Here is a 15,649-nt window from a genome sequence, read left to right as displayed (position 1 = left end):
TGACAACGCCTGCGCCGTCGTCACCACGGTGCGGACGACCGCAGTGCTCAGAGTGGTGTGGCGAGCGCGTCGTGGTCCTCGTCTACCGTGTCGTCTCTGCCGCAGAGAGCCCGCTGATAGCGCAGGTGGGCGTCACTGATCGGATGCTCGGGCAGTCGGCGAAGTTTTCCTTCGGGGTTGCCGTCGGTGGTCGAACGGACCGTGCCGGCGCCGTCCACGTAAAGGGCGAGTCGGTCGAACTGCACATGATGATTCGGGCACAACACGAGAAGGTTGGACAACTCGTCGGGCCCGTTGTGGGGACGGCCGAGACCGCGGATGTGGGCGGCTTCGCTATACGTACCAAATCTGACAGGCACCTGACGACCACAGATTTGACAGTGATCGGCGTGCATTCTTTTCACGCGTTCCGCCAACGCGACGTCACGGACGATGCGGGATGTGTTGCCGGCCCGCCGCTCCGCAGGGCCGCGCTGCGTCTCCTGCATGTCCGCATCGCCTTGGACGCCGCTTGCGGTGTCGTACCCGGCCAACCCCAGTCGTGCCATCAGGGCGGGCTGATCGACGTCGGCGAGGTAGGTCTCCCGGAGTACGGCGATGGCTTGGGACCGGATGAAGGGGTCCTTCAAGAGGCGTGCGGCCTCCTCGGTCACTCCACCTTCGGGATTGGATTCGTCGAACAAGGTCACGCGCGGCTGGCCGTCTTCTTCGGGCGGTACGCCGCGGACATCCCACAGCCGACTGGACCTCAAATGCCAGAAGGGATATTCCGGAGTCAGGGAAGAGTGGGGGAGACCGAATTCTGTCATCAGTCCACCGACCTCGTCGCGGAACTCCCGCCACGGCGCCAGGCGCGGTTCTCCCGAGGCGACCCTGGAGATGCTCCACAGGAGAGCCAAAGGCTTGTGCCTGCTCCGCCGGCCGTTTCGCTGGTGGACCCTGAGCCTTCTCAGCCTCTCCATGAGTTTGCTCGCGTTGAGCTCCTCGGATGGCGCCCCGCCTGCAGGTGTGTCCGGCACATCCGCCGTCGTTCGAGGACGGGGAAGAATATTCTGTGCCGCCTGCTCTGCGCGTGTCATGGACGGCGAGTGTCGGGGCTGATGCACCGCCGGTCGGGCTGCACTCTGCCGAACGGTGGGCAACACTGCCTGCCCGTGTTGCACCCACCGACGCCAGGAACGTGGCGCGTGCTCCAACGCTTCGGCGGCAGAGAGTTCGGCGTTTCCTCGGGCTTCGATCCATGCCCAGTCGATCATGTCGTTTTCCGGACGTGCATCCAGAAGGGCGAGATCGTACTGGTAATTGGGGTAGACCAAGCCCTCGGATTCCTGCTCGATCCGCTTTGCGCTCTCCATGACGGCGACCCCGTAGAACTGGACATAGCCCTTGCGAGCGTTATTGCGCGACACCGCAGCGAAGACGAGCAGCGGAACGGCGGACGCCCGCTGTTCCTCGGTGGGCGCTTGGTGCTCTGCCAAAGCCTTCAGCAGCAAGGAATTCCCCTGCGTGGTACCGACGGCGACCGTGTGGTCGACGCGATGGTCCCCGAAGTAGCGGACGCGACCGTTGTCCAGGTCGAACACATCGTGCCAGGGCGTCTCCGGTGTGCCGGCCTTCCAGGGGCTGGACCGGATCAAAATGGCCGGCCTTCGTCGCCCTCCGTCAACTTTGACCTCCGCCATGGGGTTGATCCCCTTGCTCAACTGGATCTGAGCGAGAACCTGAGAGGCCGTGACGTGATGGATATTCGGGTAGCCGTTCATGGTGGCCACCGAGGGGTCCCTGTCCTGCCCGGACCGGAGCACCTGACCGACACGCAACTGCGTTCCCACTGACCATCCCCCGTACGTCATCATCGTCTGCCGGTGATTTTGCCAGTGCCCTGAAGCGGTGAGCAAGGCATGTCCGGCTCGTGGTGAAATCGGGCGGCAGGTCCTGATCGCTTTCGGGTCTTCGACGCAACCCTTCCACCGAGCAAGAAAGCCCCCTGTCTCGCGGAATATCAGCGAAACAGGGGGCTCGACGAGCCGGGCAGAGGTGGTTACTTCTTCTTGCCCTGGTTCTTCACGGCCTCGATCGCGGCCTTCGCCGCGTCCGGGTCCAGATACGTGCCGCCCGCCTTCAGCGGCTTGAAGTCGGCGTCCAGCTCGTAGGAGAGCGGGATGCCGGTCGGGATGTTGAGGCCCGCGATGTCCTCGTCCGAGATGCCGTCCAGGTGCTTCACCAGGGCGCGGAGGCTGTTGCCGTGGGCGGCGACCAGGACCGTGCGGCCGGTGAGGAGGTCCGGGACGATGCTGTCGAACCAGTACGGGAGCATCCGGACGACGACGTCCTTCAGGCACTCCGTGTCCGGGCGCAGCTCCGGGGGGAGGGTCGCGTAGCGCGGGTCCGCGAACTGGGAGTACTCCGCGTCGCGGGCCAGCGGCGGCGGCGGGGTGTCGTACGAGCGGCGCCACAGCATGAACTGCTCCTCGCCGAACTCGGCGAGCGTCTGGGCCTTGTCCTTGCCCTGGAGCGCGCCGTAGTGGCGCTCGTTCAGGCGCCAGGAGCGGCGGACCGGAATCCAGAGGCGGTCAGCGGACTCCAGGGCGAGCTGGGCGGTGCGGATCGCCCGTCGCTGGAGGGAGGTGTGCAGGACGTCGGGGAGCAGGCCGGCGTCCTTGAGCAGCTCACCGCCGCGGACCGCCTCCTTCTCGCCCTTTTCGGTGAGGTTGACGTCCACCCAGCCGGTGAACAGGTTCTTCGCGTTCCATTCGCTCTCGCCGTGGCGGAGGAGGATCAGCTTGTACGGTGCGTCGGCCATGGGTCCGAGCGTAATGGAACCCCCGCGGGCTCCGCGCGCCCGCCCGTACCGCGGACGCCCGTGCCGTCCGGACGTTCGGCCGCCGCGACGATTGACGGCGGGCGTCAATCGGGTGGCGGTCGGGAAGCCCGGCTTCGTAATGTTCGGTGGGTCGTCGGGAGTCTTACCGGCGGCGCTCGGTCCGTACGTCCCGTGGGGGGAATCCTTATGTCCGTCGCCGGTCTGCGAACAGCCGCCCGCGAGACCGTCTCCGGGCTGCCGCGGGAGTTCTGGTGGCTGTGGCTGAGCACCCTGGTCAACCGCCTCGGGGCGTTCGTCGCGACGTTCATGGCGCTGTACCTGACCCTGGACCGGGGCTATTCCGCCTCGTACGCCGGTCTGGTCGCCGCGCTCCACGGGCTCGGCGGAGTCATCTCCTCGATCGGCGCGGGCGTGATGACCGACCGGCTCGGGCGGCGGCCCACCATGTTGATCGCGCAGCTCTCGATGGCGGTCTCCGTGGCGGTGCTCGGGTTCATGGTGCACCCCTTCGCCATCGCCGCCGTGGCGTTCTTCGTCGGCATGGCGAGCAACGCCTCGCGCCCCGCCGTCCAGGCGATGATGGCGGACATCGTGGAGCCCAAGGACCGGGTCAGGGCCTTCTCGCTCAACTACTGGGCCATCAACCTCGGCTTCGCGATCTCGTCGGCCGGAGCCGGGTTCATCGCGGAGTACAGCTACCGCGCCGGCTTCCTCGGCGAGGCCCTGATGACCCTGGTCTGCGCCGTCGTCGTCTTCGCGAAGGTGCCGGAGTCGCGGCCCGAGCAGGCCCCGGCGCCGACCGTCGGCGGCAAGCGCGCCAAGGACGAGGTGCGGCTGACCACCGTCCTGCGCGACGGGCGCTTCATGGGGGTCGTGGGACTGTCGTTCCTGGTGTCGCTGATCTTCCAGCAGGGGTACGTGGGGCTGCCGGTGGCGATGGGGGCGGACGGGCTGTCCAGCTCCGAGTTCGGTACCGCCATCGCCGTCAACGGCGTCCTGATCGTGGCGCTCCAGATCCCCGTCACCCGGTTCATCCAGCACCGCGACCCGCGCCGGCTGCTGATCATCTCCTCGCTGCTCGCGGGGTACGGGTTCGGGCTGACCGCGTTCGCCGGGTCGGTGGCGGTGTACGCCCTGACGGTGTGCGTCTGGACCCTCGCCGAGATCGTGAACGCCCCCACCCAGACCGGGCTGGTCGTCCAGTTGTCGCCCGCCCAGGGCCGCGGCCGCTACCAGGGCGTGTACACGATGTCCTGGTCGGTCGCCGCGCTGGTCGCGCCCCTGATGTCGGGCGTCGTCATCGACCGTTACGGCGCCGCCTGGCTCTGGGGCGCCTGCGCGGTGATCGGCACCGTCGCCGGCGCCGGCTACTGGCTGCTGATGCGCAACCTGCCGCGCGACGAGTCCGCCGACCCGGAGGCCGCGCCGACGCCCGTCGAACCCGCCCCCGTCCCGGCCGAGGCCCGCCCCGACCTGGCCGAGCCGGAGCCCGCGCCGGTGGAGCGCGCGGTCTGACCGTCGTCCCGGCGCCGGGGGGCGTGCCGCCCGTGCCCGGCGGTGGAGGCCCAAGTCCGCCGGAAGCGGGGCGCGTTCGGATGATCGGGTGGGAGGATCGTCCGGACGTGACGACACGAGGAGTTCAGGGCATGGCCATAGATGCCTCCGACGGTGCGGTTCCGGAGTCGGCGGGACGCGGGCAGCGCGTCCTCGACCTGCTGGACAAGGCGATCGACTTCCAGACCCCGCTGGTGAGCAAGAACATCGCTCGGGCCCGCCAGCGGAACCCGGACGCGACGCCCGCGGAGGTGGTCCGCAACCTGGAGCGGATGTACGTCAGCGCCCTCGCCGGTACGGGCGCCGCGGTCGGCGGCGCCGCGGCCGCGCCCGGCGTGGGCACGGGGGCCGCCCTGGCCCTGTCGGCGGGCGAGACGTTCTCGTCCCTCGAGCTGAGCGCCCTCTTCGCGCTCTCGGTCGCCGAGATCCACGGCGTCCCCCTCGACGAGGTCGAGCGCCGCCGGACGATCGTGCTGGGCCTCATGCTCGGCGGGTCCGGGTCCGCCACCATCACCAAGGTCGCCGAGCGCACCGGTCAGCACTGGGGGCGTCAGATCGTCGCGAAGGTGCCGCTGACGACGTTGCGCCAGATCAACAAGATCCTGGGGCGGAACTTCATCACGAAGTACGGGACCAAGCAGGGGATCATCGTCCTCGGCCGCGTCGCGCCCTTCGGCATCGGGGCCGTCATCGGGGGCGGGGCCAACGCCGCCATGGCCGCGCTGACCGTGAAGGCCGCCCGTCGCGCGTTCGGCCCGCCCCCGACGTCGTGGCCGTGGCCGGCGAGCACGCCGCCGGCCTCCGAGGACGCGCCCGGCTGATCGCCGCTGCGCCGGAACGCCGAGCTCCCGGCGACCGGCCCCCGGCGGTATCTGCGGGCCCACCGCCCGCGGACGGCGCCCGCCCGGAGAGTGCTCCGGGCGGGCGCCGTCCGCGTCGGGGTGCGCGCGTCAGCCGGAGCAGCCGCCGCACTGGCACGGAGCACCGGACTGGCAGCCGCATCCGCAGCCCGAGCCGCAGCCGCAGGCGCCGAGCACGGTCAGGCGCACCACTTCGGTCGGGATCTCCTGCTGGGGGTCGGTCGTGGGGGAATCGGCCATGGTTCCTCCTCAGGGGCGTACGGCTGGGCGGCGGACGCGTGCCGCGCCGCCGCCGGTGGCGTACGAGACGTACTCGTACGCCGAGGCGTACGGCACGACCCACGGAACACGTCGGTACGCCGCCGCCCACCCCATTCCATGCCCACCCCGGCGGGCGCATCAACGGCGCATCCGTGCAGAAACGTATGTGCGACAGGCGTGCGCCGTCGATGCGCCGGGGCGTACGGGACCGGGCCCGACGGGGCGGCTACGCGCCCTCGACCGGGGCCGCCGCCTGGATCTCGTCCGCGTGCTCGCCCGTCACCAGGTAGACGACGCGCTTGGCGACCGAGACCGCGTGGTCGGCGAAGCGCTCGTAGTAGCGGCCCAGGAGGGTCACGTCGACGGCCGTCTCGATGCCGTGCTTCCAGCGGTCGTCCATCAGGTGCTGGAACAGCGTGCGGTGCAGCAGGTCCATCTCGTCGTCGTCCTGCTCCAACTGGAGGGCGAGGTCGACGTCCTTGGTGATGATGACCTCGGCCGCCTTGGCCATCAGGCGCTGCGCGAGCTGCCCCATCTCCAGGATGGTGGCGTGCAGGTCGTGGGGGACCGCCGACTGCGGGAAGCGCAGCCGGGCCAGCTTCGCCACGTGCTGGGCGAGGTCGCCGGAGCGCTCCAGGTCGGCGCTCATCCGCAGCGAGGTCACCACGATGCGCAGGTCGGTGGCGACCGGCTGCTGGCGGGCGAGGAGCGCGATGGCGCGGGCCTCCAGGTCGTGCTGGAGCTCGTCGACCTTCTGGTCGCCGGCGATCACGCTCTCCGCCAGCGTCAGGTCCGCGTCGAGCATGGACGTGGTCGCCCGGCCGATCGCCGAACCGACCAGCCGGGCCATCTCGACCAGGCCCTCTCCGATCGAATCGAGTTCCTCGTGGTAAGCGTCGCGCATGGAAGTCCCTCTCCAGTTCCGAACTGAGGCCGGGGTCTCGGACCGACCCCCACGCTCCCACGGTGCGGCCGCAACGCGTCCGAATCCAACCCCGTAAATGAACCGGCCCCATCCCCCCAGTGAACTCTGGGCGACGAGTGTTCGAGATAGCACACGGACGGCTGGGAGGGGGTTGTCGCGGCCGCATAACCTTGAAGCATGGACGTGAACGCGGCGGTCGCCGCAGCAGCAGCGATCGCCGGGCTGTGCACCGGTGTGATCGCCATGCTGGCGTTCCGCTGGAGCGAGCGCGACCTCAAACGGCCCACGCGGACCTCGCTGCGGCCGGACGGCAACGCCGCTCTCCCACCCGGCGTGGACATCGTCCTCTCCGTGCTCAGCTCCTCCGCCGTCGTCCTCGACGAGAGCGACAGCGTGGTGAAGGCCAGCTCGGCGGCGTACGCCCTGGGCCTGGTCAGGGGCGGCCGGCTGGCCGTGGAGCCCATGCTCAACATGGCCAGGGACACCCGCCGGGACGGTGAGATACGGCAGGTCGAGCTGGACCTCCCCCGGCGCGGCACCGGCCGGGGCGAGGTGCTGGCCGTCTCCGCGCGGGTCGCCCCGCTGGGCTCGCGGCTGGTGCTGCTGCTGGTCGAGGACCTCACCGAGGCGCGGCGGATCGAAGCGGTCCGGCGCGACTTCGTCGCCAACGTCAGCCATGAGCTGAAGACCCCCACGGGCGCGCTCTCGCTGCTCTCGGAAGCGGTCATGGACGCCTCGGACGATCCGGAGGCGGTGGAGCGGTTCGCCGGACGGATGCAGATCGAGGCGACCCGGCTGACCAACCTCGTCCAGGAGCTGATCGACCTCTCGCGGGTGCAGAACGACGACCCGCTGGAGGACGCCGAGCCGGTCCCGGTGGAGACGCTGGTCGACGAGGCCGTCGACCGCTGCCGCCAGCAGGCGGGAGCGAAGCAGATCACGATCGCCTCCGGGGGCGCCGAGGACCTCACGGTCTGGGGCAACCGGAGCCAGCTCGCCGCGGCGCTCGGCAACCTCGTCGAGAACGCCGTCAACTACAGCCCCGCCCGCACCCGCGTCGGCATCGCCGCGCGCCGTGTGACCGCTCCCGGCGGGGACCTCATCGAGATCGCCGTCACCGACCAGGGTCTCGGCATCTCGGAGAAGGACCGCGAACGGGTCTTCGAGCGGTTCTACCGCGTCGACCCGGCCCGCTCGCGGGCCACCGGTGGCACCGGTCTCGGCCTCGCCATCGTCAAGCACGTGGCCGCCTCGCACGGCGGGGAGGTCACCGTATGGAGCTCCGAGGGCCAGGGCTCCACCTTCACCCTCCGGCTGCCCGAATCGGGCGTCGTGAGGGAGCGCACCACCGGCGGACCGCTTATCGTCAACGGCGACGACGAGGGGCCGTACGAGACCGACACCTTTGACCCCTTCCCTGCCCCGGAGGCTCTTCCGTGACCCGAGTGCTTGTCGTCGAGGATGAGGAATCCTTCAGCGACGCCCTGTCCTACATGCTGCGCAAGGAAGGTTTCGAGGTCGCCATCGCGGCGACCGGCCCCGACGGCCTGGACGAGTTCGAGCGCAACGGCGCCGACCTGGTCCTGCTCGACCTGATGCTCCCCGGCCTGCCCGGCACCGAGGTCTGCCGCCAGCTCCGCAGCCGCTCCAACGTTCCGGTGATCATGGTCACCGCCAAGGACAGCGAGATCGACAAGGTCGTCGGGCTGGAGATAGGAGCCGACGACTACGTCACCAAGCCCTTCTCCTCCCGCGAGCTGGTCGCCCGCATCCGCGCGGTCCTGCGCCGCCGCGGCGAGCCGGAGGAGGTCACCCCGGCGGCCCTGGAGGCGGGCCCGGTCCGGATGGACGTGGACCGCCACGTCGTCACCGTCTCCGGCGCAAAGGTCGACCTCCCGCTCAAGGAGTTCGACCTGCTGGAGATGCTGCTGCGCAACGCGGGCCGCGTGCTGACCCGGATGCAGCTCATCGACCGGGTCTGGGGCGCGGACTACGTCGGCGACACCAAGACCCTCGACGTCCACGTCAAGCGCCTGCGCGCCAAGATCGAGCCCGACCCCGGCGCGCCGCGCTACCTCGTCACGGTGCGGGGCCTCGGGTACAAGTTCGAGCCGTAGACGGCACCCGCTCCGGCGAGGAGCGGTCCGGACGACGACACGAAGGGCGCCCCCGGCCGGGGGCGCCCTTCGTCGTGCTCGGTGCCGTGCGTACGCGGTCGGCGTGCGGGCCTCAGTGGGCCGCGGGCTGCGTGGAGGCGGCGCCGTCCGGCGTGCCCGGCGTCCCGCCCTCGGTCGCGCCCGGAGTCTCCGCGGCCCCGCCGGGGGTCTCGGCGCTCCCGGAGGGCGTCGCACTCGGCTCGGGCGTCGGGGTCGCGGTCTGCGGGGCGGGGCCGAAGTCCTTGAAGAAGCCCTCGGCCGGGTAGACGTTGGCCCCGAGGGCGACGTCGCCGGTGCGGCTCAGCTTGAAGACGACCTGCTGCACGTCGCCGTCGCGCGTGGCCTCGTGGCCGTTCTCGATCATGGCGGCGGCGTTGCCCTTGCCGCCGAGGATGACCTGGCCGCCGGGCGGGACGACGATGGGGCCCTTGCCCCCGGCCGCCCGCAGCTTCACCTCGGCGTCGCTGCCGGGCAGCGTGACGGCTTCCAGCACCTCGCGCTCGGAGCCCTCGTTGAACAGGGTCGCGGCGACGGCGGCCGGGCCCTCGCCCTTCTCGGGCTGGGTGATGACGTTCACGTTCTGGATCTTGATGGTGCCGACCGAGGTGGCCGCGTTGTCCGGCCTGACCTGGAGCGTCTGGGCGTCGTTGCCCGCGCTGCAGGCGGACAGCGAGACGATGGAGAACGCGATGGCAGTGGCGGCGAGAGCGCCGTGTCGAAGGCTGCGGCTCACGGCGGCGGCAACTCCTTGAACGATCGGACTGCGGGCTTCGGACGTCGGGCGGTGGCGCCGGTGGTGCTCCGGCTTCACGTCGTGCCGACCCTCCCCGGCAACGGCGGCGGAAGGAGAGACGCCGAAGCCGCCCCAAGGGTGTGTCAGCGGGCTTAGGCTACCGAGCCGCCGCGCCCGGCCCGCACCCGACCCGCCCCTGTGCCCTCCACCACTTCCCGGCGTCCGGTCCGGCGGTGGACCGTAAGGGCGCCGGCAGGCGCGTACCGACCTCCGGTCAGGCCCTTCGGCCTCCGCTATGCCACACGGTGTTCACATAAACCCCGTGATCAATTCCGCCGGCGGTGGCGCATTATCCGCTTCGGCTTCCCGTCTTCACCGCTTCCGGGGCGGCCCCGCTTCCCGCTTCTTCGCTCTCCGGCCCGTACGACGGAAAGCGGCGCACGGGGCGGAACGGCTTGATCAATTCCATTGCGGGCCGGTACTTACACCCGTACGGGTGAGCGAGTGTCGAACGGAGCGCTGAATGATCGGCCTCCAGAAAGCGACAAACCGGGACTTTCGGCCTCTTCTGTAGGGCTTCCGGGCTGCGCGGCGCGAGCGTTTGGCGTCGGGCGCACAGCGGCTCCCACCTGCGAATACCGCCTTCCGGAAGGCTTCCGCAGCACGTCCGTGTTGCTGTTGTCAAGCCCCGAGATATGCCCTGACCTGCGAAAACGCCATTCAGGAGAGGCGATTCTCGTGTTACTCTGGATAGCCACGGAAGGGGTACCTGTCACATGACGTTCAAGGTTGGCGACACCGTGGTCTATCCCCATCACGGGGCCGCGCTGATCGAGGCTATCGAAACTCGCCAGATCAAAGGCGTGGACAAGACCTACTTGGTGCTCAAGGTCGCCCAGGGCGACTTGACGGTTCGTGTGCCCGCGGACAATGCGGAGTTCGTGGGCGTGCGCGACGTGGTCGGGCAGGACGGGCTGGACCGGGTCTTCGAGGTGCTGCGCGCGCCGTACGCCGAAGAGCCGACGAACTGGTCCCGGCGTTACAAGGCGAATCTCGAGAAGCTCGCCTCCGGCGATGTCATCAAGGTCGCCGAAGTGGTGCGCGACCTGTGGCGTCGGGAGCGCGAGCGCGGACTCTCCGCCGGCGAGAAGCGGATGCTCGCCAAGGCCCGCCAGATCCTGGTGAGCGAGCTGGCTCTCGCGGAGAACACGAACGAGGACAAGGCCGAGGCTCTGCTCGACGAGGTCCTCGCGTCCTGAACCGCAGCACGCCGGTGCGCATCGCATGACACCGGTTGTATGAATATGCCGCAGTGCCCGCTGACCAGCCGTTTTCGTGCTGTGTCGTCGGGCGCTGCGGCATGTTCGAACCCTGCTACGGGTGCCGCTGCCGCCCTTGCGGGTCACCGGGCCGCCACCGCGTCCGGCCCGGCCGGGTGTCACGGAAGGGGCCCGGTCCGAGTCAGGGCGGCACGCCCGGCTCGCTGGGCCCCTACCCACGTGGGCCGGGGCGACAAACCTTCCGAACCTTCGGACCTCCACCGCCGAACCTTCGATCCTTCGGAGTGCAACCGATGTCATCGACGCCACCCCCGTCCGGCCCGTCGCGCCCTCCCCGTACCGCCGCGGTGATCCCCGCGGCCGGACGGGGCGTCCGGCTCGGACCGGGCGCGCCCAAGGCCCTGCGCTCGCTCGGCGGGACGCCCATGCTGATCCACGCGGTCCGGGCCATGGCCGCCTCCCGGACGGTCTCCCTCGTCGTGGTGGTCGCCCCGCCGGACGGCGCGGCCGAGGTGAAGCACCTCCTCGACGAGCACGCGCTGCCCGAGCGCACCGACTACCTGGTGGTGCCGGGCGGTGACACCCGCCAGGAGTCCGTGGGGCGCGGCATCGCCGTGCTGCCCGAGGACGTCTCCGTCGTCCTGGTCCACGACGCCGCCCGCCCGCTGGTGCCGGTGGACACGGTGGACGCGGTGGTCGAGGCCGTACGGAACGGGGCCCCGGCCGTCGTCCCCGCGCTGCCCCTCGCGGACACCGTCAAGGAGGTCGGCCCCGCGGCGGCTCCGGGGGAACCGGAACCGGTGGTCGCCACCCCCGTACGGGCCAGGCTGCGCGCGGTGCAGACGCCGCAGGGCTTCGACCGGGAGACGCTGGTACGGGCCCACGCCGAGGTCGCGGTCGACGGCGAGGGCGCCACGGACGACGCGGGCATGGTGGAGCGGCTCGGCGCGCCGGTGGTCGTCGTCCCCGGCCACGAGGAGGCGTTCAAGGTGACCCGGCCGCTCGACCTGGTGCTGGCCGAAGCGGTGCTCGCCCGCAGGAGGGCCAACGATGGCTTCTGAGGACCCCGGTGCCGCGGCCGCCGCCCCCGTCATCCCGCTCGTCGGGATCGGCACCGACATCCACGCCTTCGAGGAGGGCCGCGACCTGTGGTGCGCGGGCCTGCGATGGGAGGGCGAGGGGCCCGGCCTGGCCGGGCACTCCGACGCGGACGTGGTCGCGCACGCCGCCTGCAACGCGCTCTTCTCCGCGGCCGGCCTCGGCGACCTCGGGCAGCACTTCGGCACCGGCCGGCCCGAGTGGTCCGGGGCCGCGGGCGTCACGCTGCTCACCGAGGCCGCCCGCATCGTCCGCGCCGAGGGCTTCGAGATCGGGAACGTCGCCGTCCAGGTCGTCGGCGTCCGCCCGAAGATCGGCAAGCGGCGCGACGAGGCGCAGAAGGTGCTGTCCGCCGCGGTCGGCGCCCCGGTCTCCCTCTCCGCCGCCACCTCGGACGGGCTCGGCTTCACCGGACGCGGCGAGGGCCTCGCCGGCATCGCCACGGCGCTGGTCTACCGCACCGGGTGACGGGGCGCGTGCTGGTCGGCGTGCCGAGGGGCGCGCGCCGGTTGGACGCGCTGATGGGGCACGCGCCGGCCGGGCGCGCTGACCGGGTGCGTGCTGAGGGCGCGCCGCGCTGTCCGGTGTGCGCGGCGGTGGGATACGCGCCGGCTGGGCGGCGCTCACGGCGGTCCCGCCGGCCGGTGCGGCGCCGGCGCCACCCTCCCGGCCGGACGGGACGCGCCGGAACGGCCGGGAGGGTGAGCGGGGGCGGGGCGGGACCGGGGCGGGGGCGAGGACCGGGTAGAACCGGGTAGGAGCGCACAGGACGTTCCAGCCCCCGGACCCCGACGCCCGCACCCCTCCCACACCCCGCACTCCCCGACGCCCGCACCCCCAGAAGGACGTACGCATGGCCGCCGCACTCTCCGCCCAGCTCAAGGACCTGCTCGACACGCCCGTCTTCGTCATCATCGCCACCATCCAGCCCGACGGCAGCCCCCAGCTCTCCCCGGTCTGGGTGAAGCGCGACGGCGACGACCTCCTGGTCTCCACCGTCGTCGGCCGCCGCAAGGAGAAGAACCTCCGCCGCGACCCGCGCGCCACCGTCGTCGTCCAGCCCTTCGACGCCCCGTACACCTACGCGGAGATCCGCGGCGAGGTGACGATGACGCGGGAGGGCGGCCAGGAGCTGATCGACGAGCTGTCGGTGAAGTACACCGGCAAGCCGTACGCGGAGTTCAACCCGGACTCCGCCGACGACGGCCCGCGCGTGGTGGTCCGGATCTCCCCGGGCAAGGTCGTCGGCCGGATCTAGCGTCGCCCGCCGGGCGCGCGCCCCGAACCCCGGCGCGCGCCCGACCAGGAGGTCCCCGCGCCCCGCCGACCGGGAGGCCCCGCGCCCCGGCGCGCGATCCGCGACGGCCCCGGCGCACGCCCCCAGGGGCCTCCCGGACCGTCCTCCGGGGCGCCCCCGACGGCGGAATGTCGGCCGGCGCCCCGCAGGGGTCGCGGGGCACTGGTGTCGGCCTACTACCCTTGAGGCGTGACTATTCGCCTGCACGACACCAGCGCCCGGCAGATCCGTGACTTCGTCCCGCTCTCCGCGGGCTGCGTCTCGATCTACCTCTGTGGCGCCACCGTCCAGGCAGCACCGCACATCGGCCACATCCGCTCGGGCCTGAACTTCGACATCATGCGCCGCTGGTTCACCTACCGCGGCTACGACGTCACGTTCATCCGGAACGTCACCGACATCGACGACAAGATCATCGCGAAGTCCGCCGAGCAGGGCCGCCCGTGGTGGTCGATCGGCTACGAGAACGAGCGGGCGTTCAACGCCGGCTACGACGTGCTCGGCTGCCTGCCGCCCACCTACGAGCCCCGCGCCACCGGCCACATCCCCGAGATGATCGAGATGATGCGCGGCCTGATCGAGCGCGGCCACGCCTACGAGGCCGACGGCAACGTCTACTTCGACGTGCGCTCCCTGCCCGGCTACCTGGAGCTGTCCAACCAGGAGCTCGACGACCTGCGCCAGCCCTCCGGCGAGGGCGAGACCGGCAAGCGCGACCCGCGCGACTTCGCCATGTGGAAGGCCGTGAAGCCGGGCGAGCCGAGCTGGGAGACCCCGTGGGGCCGCGGCCGCCCCGGCTGGCACCTGGAGTGCTCCGCGATGGCGCACAAGTACCTGGGCAGCGCGTTCGACATCCACGGCGGCGGCATCGACCTCGTCTTCCCGCACCACGAGAACGAGATCGCCCAGGCCAAGGCGTACGGCGACACGTTCGCCAACTACTGGGTGCACAACGGCTGGGTCACCATGTCCGGCGAGAAGATGTCGAAGTCGCTGGGCAACTCCGTCCTCGTCAGCGAGATGGTCAAGCACTGGCGCCCCATCGTGCTGCGCTACTACCTCGGCACCCCGCACTACCGGTCCATGATCGAGTACAGCGAGGAGGCCCTGCGCGAAGCCGAGTCCGCGTTCGCGCGGATCGAGGGCTTCATCCAGCGCGTCACCGAGAAGGCCGGGAAGACGGTCCCCCCGGCCGCCGAGGTGCCCCCCGCCTTCGCGGAGGCGATGGACGAGGACCTCGGCGTTCCGCAGGCGCTCGCGGTCGTCCACACCACCGTCCGCCAGGGCAACAGCGCGCTCGCCGCCGACGACAAGGAAGCCGCCGTCGCCCGCCTCGCCGAGGTCCGGGCCATGCTCGGCGTCCTCGGGCTCGACCCGCTCGACCCCCACTGGGCCGGCGAGGGCGACCGGAGCGAGGACCTGCACGGCGTCGTCGACACCCTCGTCCGCCTCGTCCTCGACCAGCGGCAGGCCGCCCGCGCCCGCAAGGACTGGCCCGCCGCCGACGCCATCCGCGACGAGCTGAGCCAGTCCGGCCTCGTCATCGAGGACAGCCCCACCGGCCCCCGGTGGACGCTCGGAGCACGCTGAGCACCGCCTCGTGGCACCGGTCCGACCGGTGCGGACGTGCCGCCCGAGGAACCGGACGGCACACTTTCCCCATACGTACGCACGTCTGAAAGCAACGAAACAGGTAGATCATGGCCGGGAACAGCCAACGCAGGAACCGCCGCACGTCCAACAAGAAGGGCATGAAGGTCGGCAGCGGTGGCCAGCGACGCCGTGGTCTCGAAGGCAAGGGACCCACGCCGCCCGCCTCCGCCCGCAAGGGACACAAGAAGAACCGCATCGCCACCGCCCAGGCCAAGCAGGCCGCGTCCCGCCGCCCGGCCCCCCGGCGCGGCGGCGCGAAGGGCGCCTCGGAGATGGTCGTGGGCCGCAACCCGGTCTACGAGGCCCTGCGCGACGGCGTGCCCGCCGTCACCCTGTACGTCCAGCAGTACATCGACAACGACGAGCGCGTCCGCGACGTCCTCAAGCTCGCGGGCGATCGCGGCAACATCAACCTGATGGAGGCCCCGCGCCCCGAGCTGGACCGGATGACGAACGGCCTGAACCACCAGGGCCTCGTCCTGCAGGTCCCGCCGTACGAGTACGCGCACCCGGAGGACCTCACCGCCGCCGCGTACGACAACAACGAGGACCCGCTGATCGTCGCCCTCGACGGGGTGACCGACCCGCGCAACCTGGGCGCGATCGTCCGCTCGGTCTCCGCGTTCGGCGGCCACGGCGTGGTCGTGCCCGAGCGCCGCGCGGCCGGCATGACCGCCGGCGCGTGGAAGTCGTCGGCCGGTACGGCGGCCCGCACCCCGGTCTCGCGGGTCACCAACCTGACCCGCGCGCTGGAGGGCTACCAGAAGGCGGGCCTCACGGTCGTCGGCCTGGCCGCCGACGGCGAGCACACGGTGGAGGACCTGGAGGCGCTGGACGGCCCGGTCGTCATCGTCATCGGCAGCGAGGGCAAGGGGCTCGGCCGCCTGGTCGGCGAGACCTGCGACTACCGGGTCCGGATCTCCATGCCGGGCGGCGCGGAGTCGCTCAACGCCGGTGTCGCGGCGGGCATCGTGCTGTACGAGGTGGCGCGCCGCCGAAGCTGACCCC

General features: G+C 71.2%; 15 protein-coding genes. 10 read left to right on the top strand and 5 right to left on the bottom strand.

The genetic code is table 11. The annotated features are described in order from the left end of the window. Positions 1-47: 47 nt before the first annotated feature. On the bottom strand, positions 48-1,763 hold the full coding sequence (locus ACZ6EJ_RS08825; protein ID WP_469265642.1) for a phosphorothioated DNA-binding restriction endonuclease family protein: 1,716 nt from the start codon (positions 1,761-1,763) through the stop codon (positions 48-50). Between the two features lie 278 nt (positions 1,764-2,041). Next, positions 2,042-2,803, bottom strand: coding sequence for a phosphoglyceromutase (locus tag ACZ6EJ_RS08820; RefSeq protein WP_469265541.1), 762 nt, complete (start codon positions 2,801-2,803; stop codon positions 2,042-2,044). 207 nt (positions 2,804-3,010) lie between these two features. Between ACZ6EJ_RS08820 and ACZ6EJ_RS08815 the strand changes: the two genes are divergently transcribed. Both ACZ6EJ_RS08815 and ACZ6EJ_RS08810 read left to right on the top strand, forming a co-directional pair. Then, positions 3,011-4,339: an MDR family MFS transporter gene (locus ACZ6EJ_RS08815; RefSeq protein ID WP_469265540.1), complete on the top strand. Its 1,329-nt coding sequence runs from the start codon at positions 3,011-3,013 to the stop codon at positions 4,337-4,339. 131 nt (positions 4,340-4,470) lie between these two features. Continuing rightward, positions 4,471-5,199, top strand: coding sequence for a hypothetical protein (locus ACZ6EJ_RS08810; RefSeq protein WP_469265539.1), 729 nt, complete (start codon positions 4,471-4,473; stop codon positions 5,197-5,199). 129 nt (positions 5,200-5,328) lie between these two features. Here ACZ6EJ_RS08810 and ACZ6EJ_RS08805 read toward each other — a convergent pair whose 3' ends face one another. Then, positions 5,329-5,478 (bottom strand): hypothetical protein, encoded by a 150-nt coding sequence (locus ACZ6EJ_RS08805; protein ID WP_469265537.1) that lies wholly within the window; start codon positions 5,476-5,478, stop codon positions 5,329-5,331. 247 nt (positions 5,479-5,725) lie between these two features. Further along, a complete protein-coding gene (gene phoU, locus ACZ6EJ_RS08800) occupies positions 5,726-6,403 on the bottom strand; it encodes a phosphate signaling complex protein PhoU (RefSeq protein WP_469265535.1) in 678 nt (225 codons plus the stop codon). Positions 6,404-6,601: 198 nt separating this feature from the next. Here phoU and phoR point away from each other — a divergent pair, with 198 nt between their 5' ends. Continuing rightward, entirely contained in the window at positions 6,602-7,864 is a 1,263-nt protein-coding gene (gene phoR / locus ACZ6EJ_RS08795) for a two-component system sensor histidine kinase PhoR (RefSeq protein ID WP_469265533.1), read from the top strand. A gap of 5 nt (positions 7,865-7,869) precedes the next feature. Beyond that, positions 7,870-8,541: a two-component system response regulator PhoP gene (phoP, locus tag ACZ6EJ_RS08790; RefSeq protein ID WP_469265641.1), complete on the top strand. Its 672-nt coding sequence runs from the start codon at positions 7,870-7,872 to the stop codon at positions 8,539-8,541. Positions 8,542-8,653: 112 nt separating this feature from the next. Here the strand turns inward: phoP and ACZ6EJ_RS08785 are convergent, their stop codons facing one another. Then, complete coding sequence (locus ACZ6EJ_RS08785; protein WP_469265531.1) at positions 8,654-9,313, bottom strand: DUF461 domain-containing protein; 660 nt, start codon at positions 9,311-9,313, stop codon at positions 8,654-8,656. Positions 9,314-10,089: 776 nt separating this feature from the next. On the opposite strand from ACZ6EJ_RS08785, the gene ACZ6EJ_RS08780 reads away from it, so the two are divergent. From ACZ6EJ_RS08780 to rlmB, 6 genes are all read left to right on the top strand, one after another. After that, a complete protein-coding gene (locus tag ACZ6EJ_RS08780) occupies positions 10,090-10,572 on the top strand; it encodes a CarD family transcriptional regulator (RefSeq protein ID WP_003953493.1) in 483 nt (160 codons plus the stop codon). A gap of 314 nt (positions 10,573-10,886) precedes the next feature. After that, complete coding sequence (gene ispD, locus ACZ6EJ_RS08775; RefSeq protein ID WP_469265529.1) at positions 10,887-11,654, top strand: 2-C-methyl-D-erythritol 4-phosphate cytidylyltransferase; 768 nt, start codon at positions 10,887-10,889, stop codon at positions 11,652-11,654. Then, entirely contained in the window at positions 11,644-12,159 is a 516-nt protein-coding gene (gene ispF, locus ACZ6EJ_RS08770; protein ID WP_469265527.1) for a 2-C-methyl-D-erythritol 2,4-cyclodiphosphate synthase, read from the top strand. Before ispD ends, ispF begins: the two co-directional genes overlap by 11 nt. A gap of 385 nt (positions 12,160-12,544) precedes the next feature. Then, the gene (locus ACZ6EJ_RS08765; protein ID WP_469265526.1) at positions 12,545-12,949 is read left to right on the top strand and encodes a PPOX class F420-dependent oxidoreductase; all 405 of its coding nucleotides are present in this window, start codon (positions 12,545-12,547) and stop codon (positions 12,947-12,949) included. A gap of 228 nt (positions 12,950-13,177) precedes the next feature. Then, positions 13,178-14,578: a cysteine--tRNA ligase gene (gene cysS / locus ACZ6EJ_RS08760; RefSeq protein WP_469265525.1), complete on the top strand. Its 1,401-nt coding sequence runs from the start codon at positions 13,178-13,180 to the stop codon at positions 14,576-14,578. Positions 14,579-14,688: 110 nt separating this feature from the next. Beyond that, entirely contained in the window at positions 14,689-15,645 is a 957-nt protein-coding gene (gene rlmB, locus ACZ6EJ_RS08755; protein ID WP_469265523.1) for a 23S rRNA (guanosine(2251)-2'-O)-methyltransferase RlmB, read from the top strand. Positions 15,646-15,649 lie beyond the last annotated feature (4 nt).

The organism is Streptomyces sp. NPDC041970 (assembly GCF_055588985.1).
Note: the sequence above shows the minus strand (reverse complement) of the source record. Positions and strands in the feature narration are given on the sequence as shown.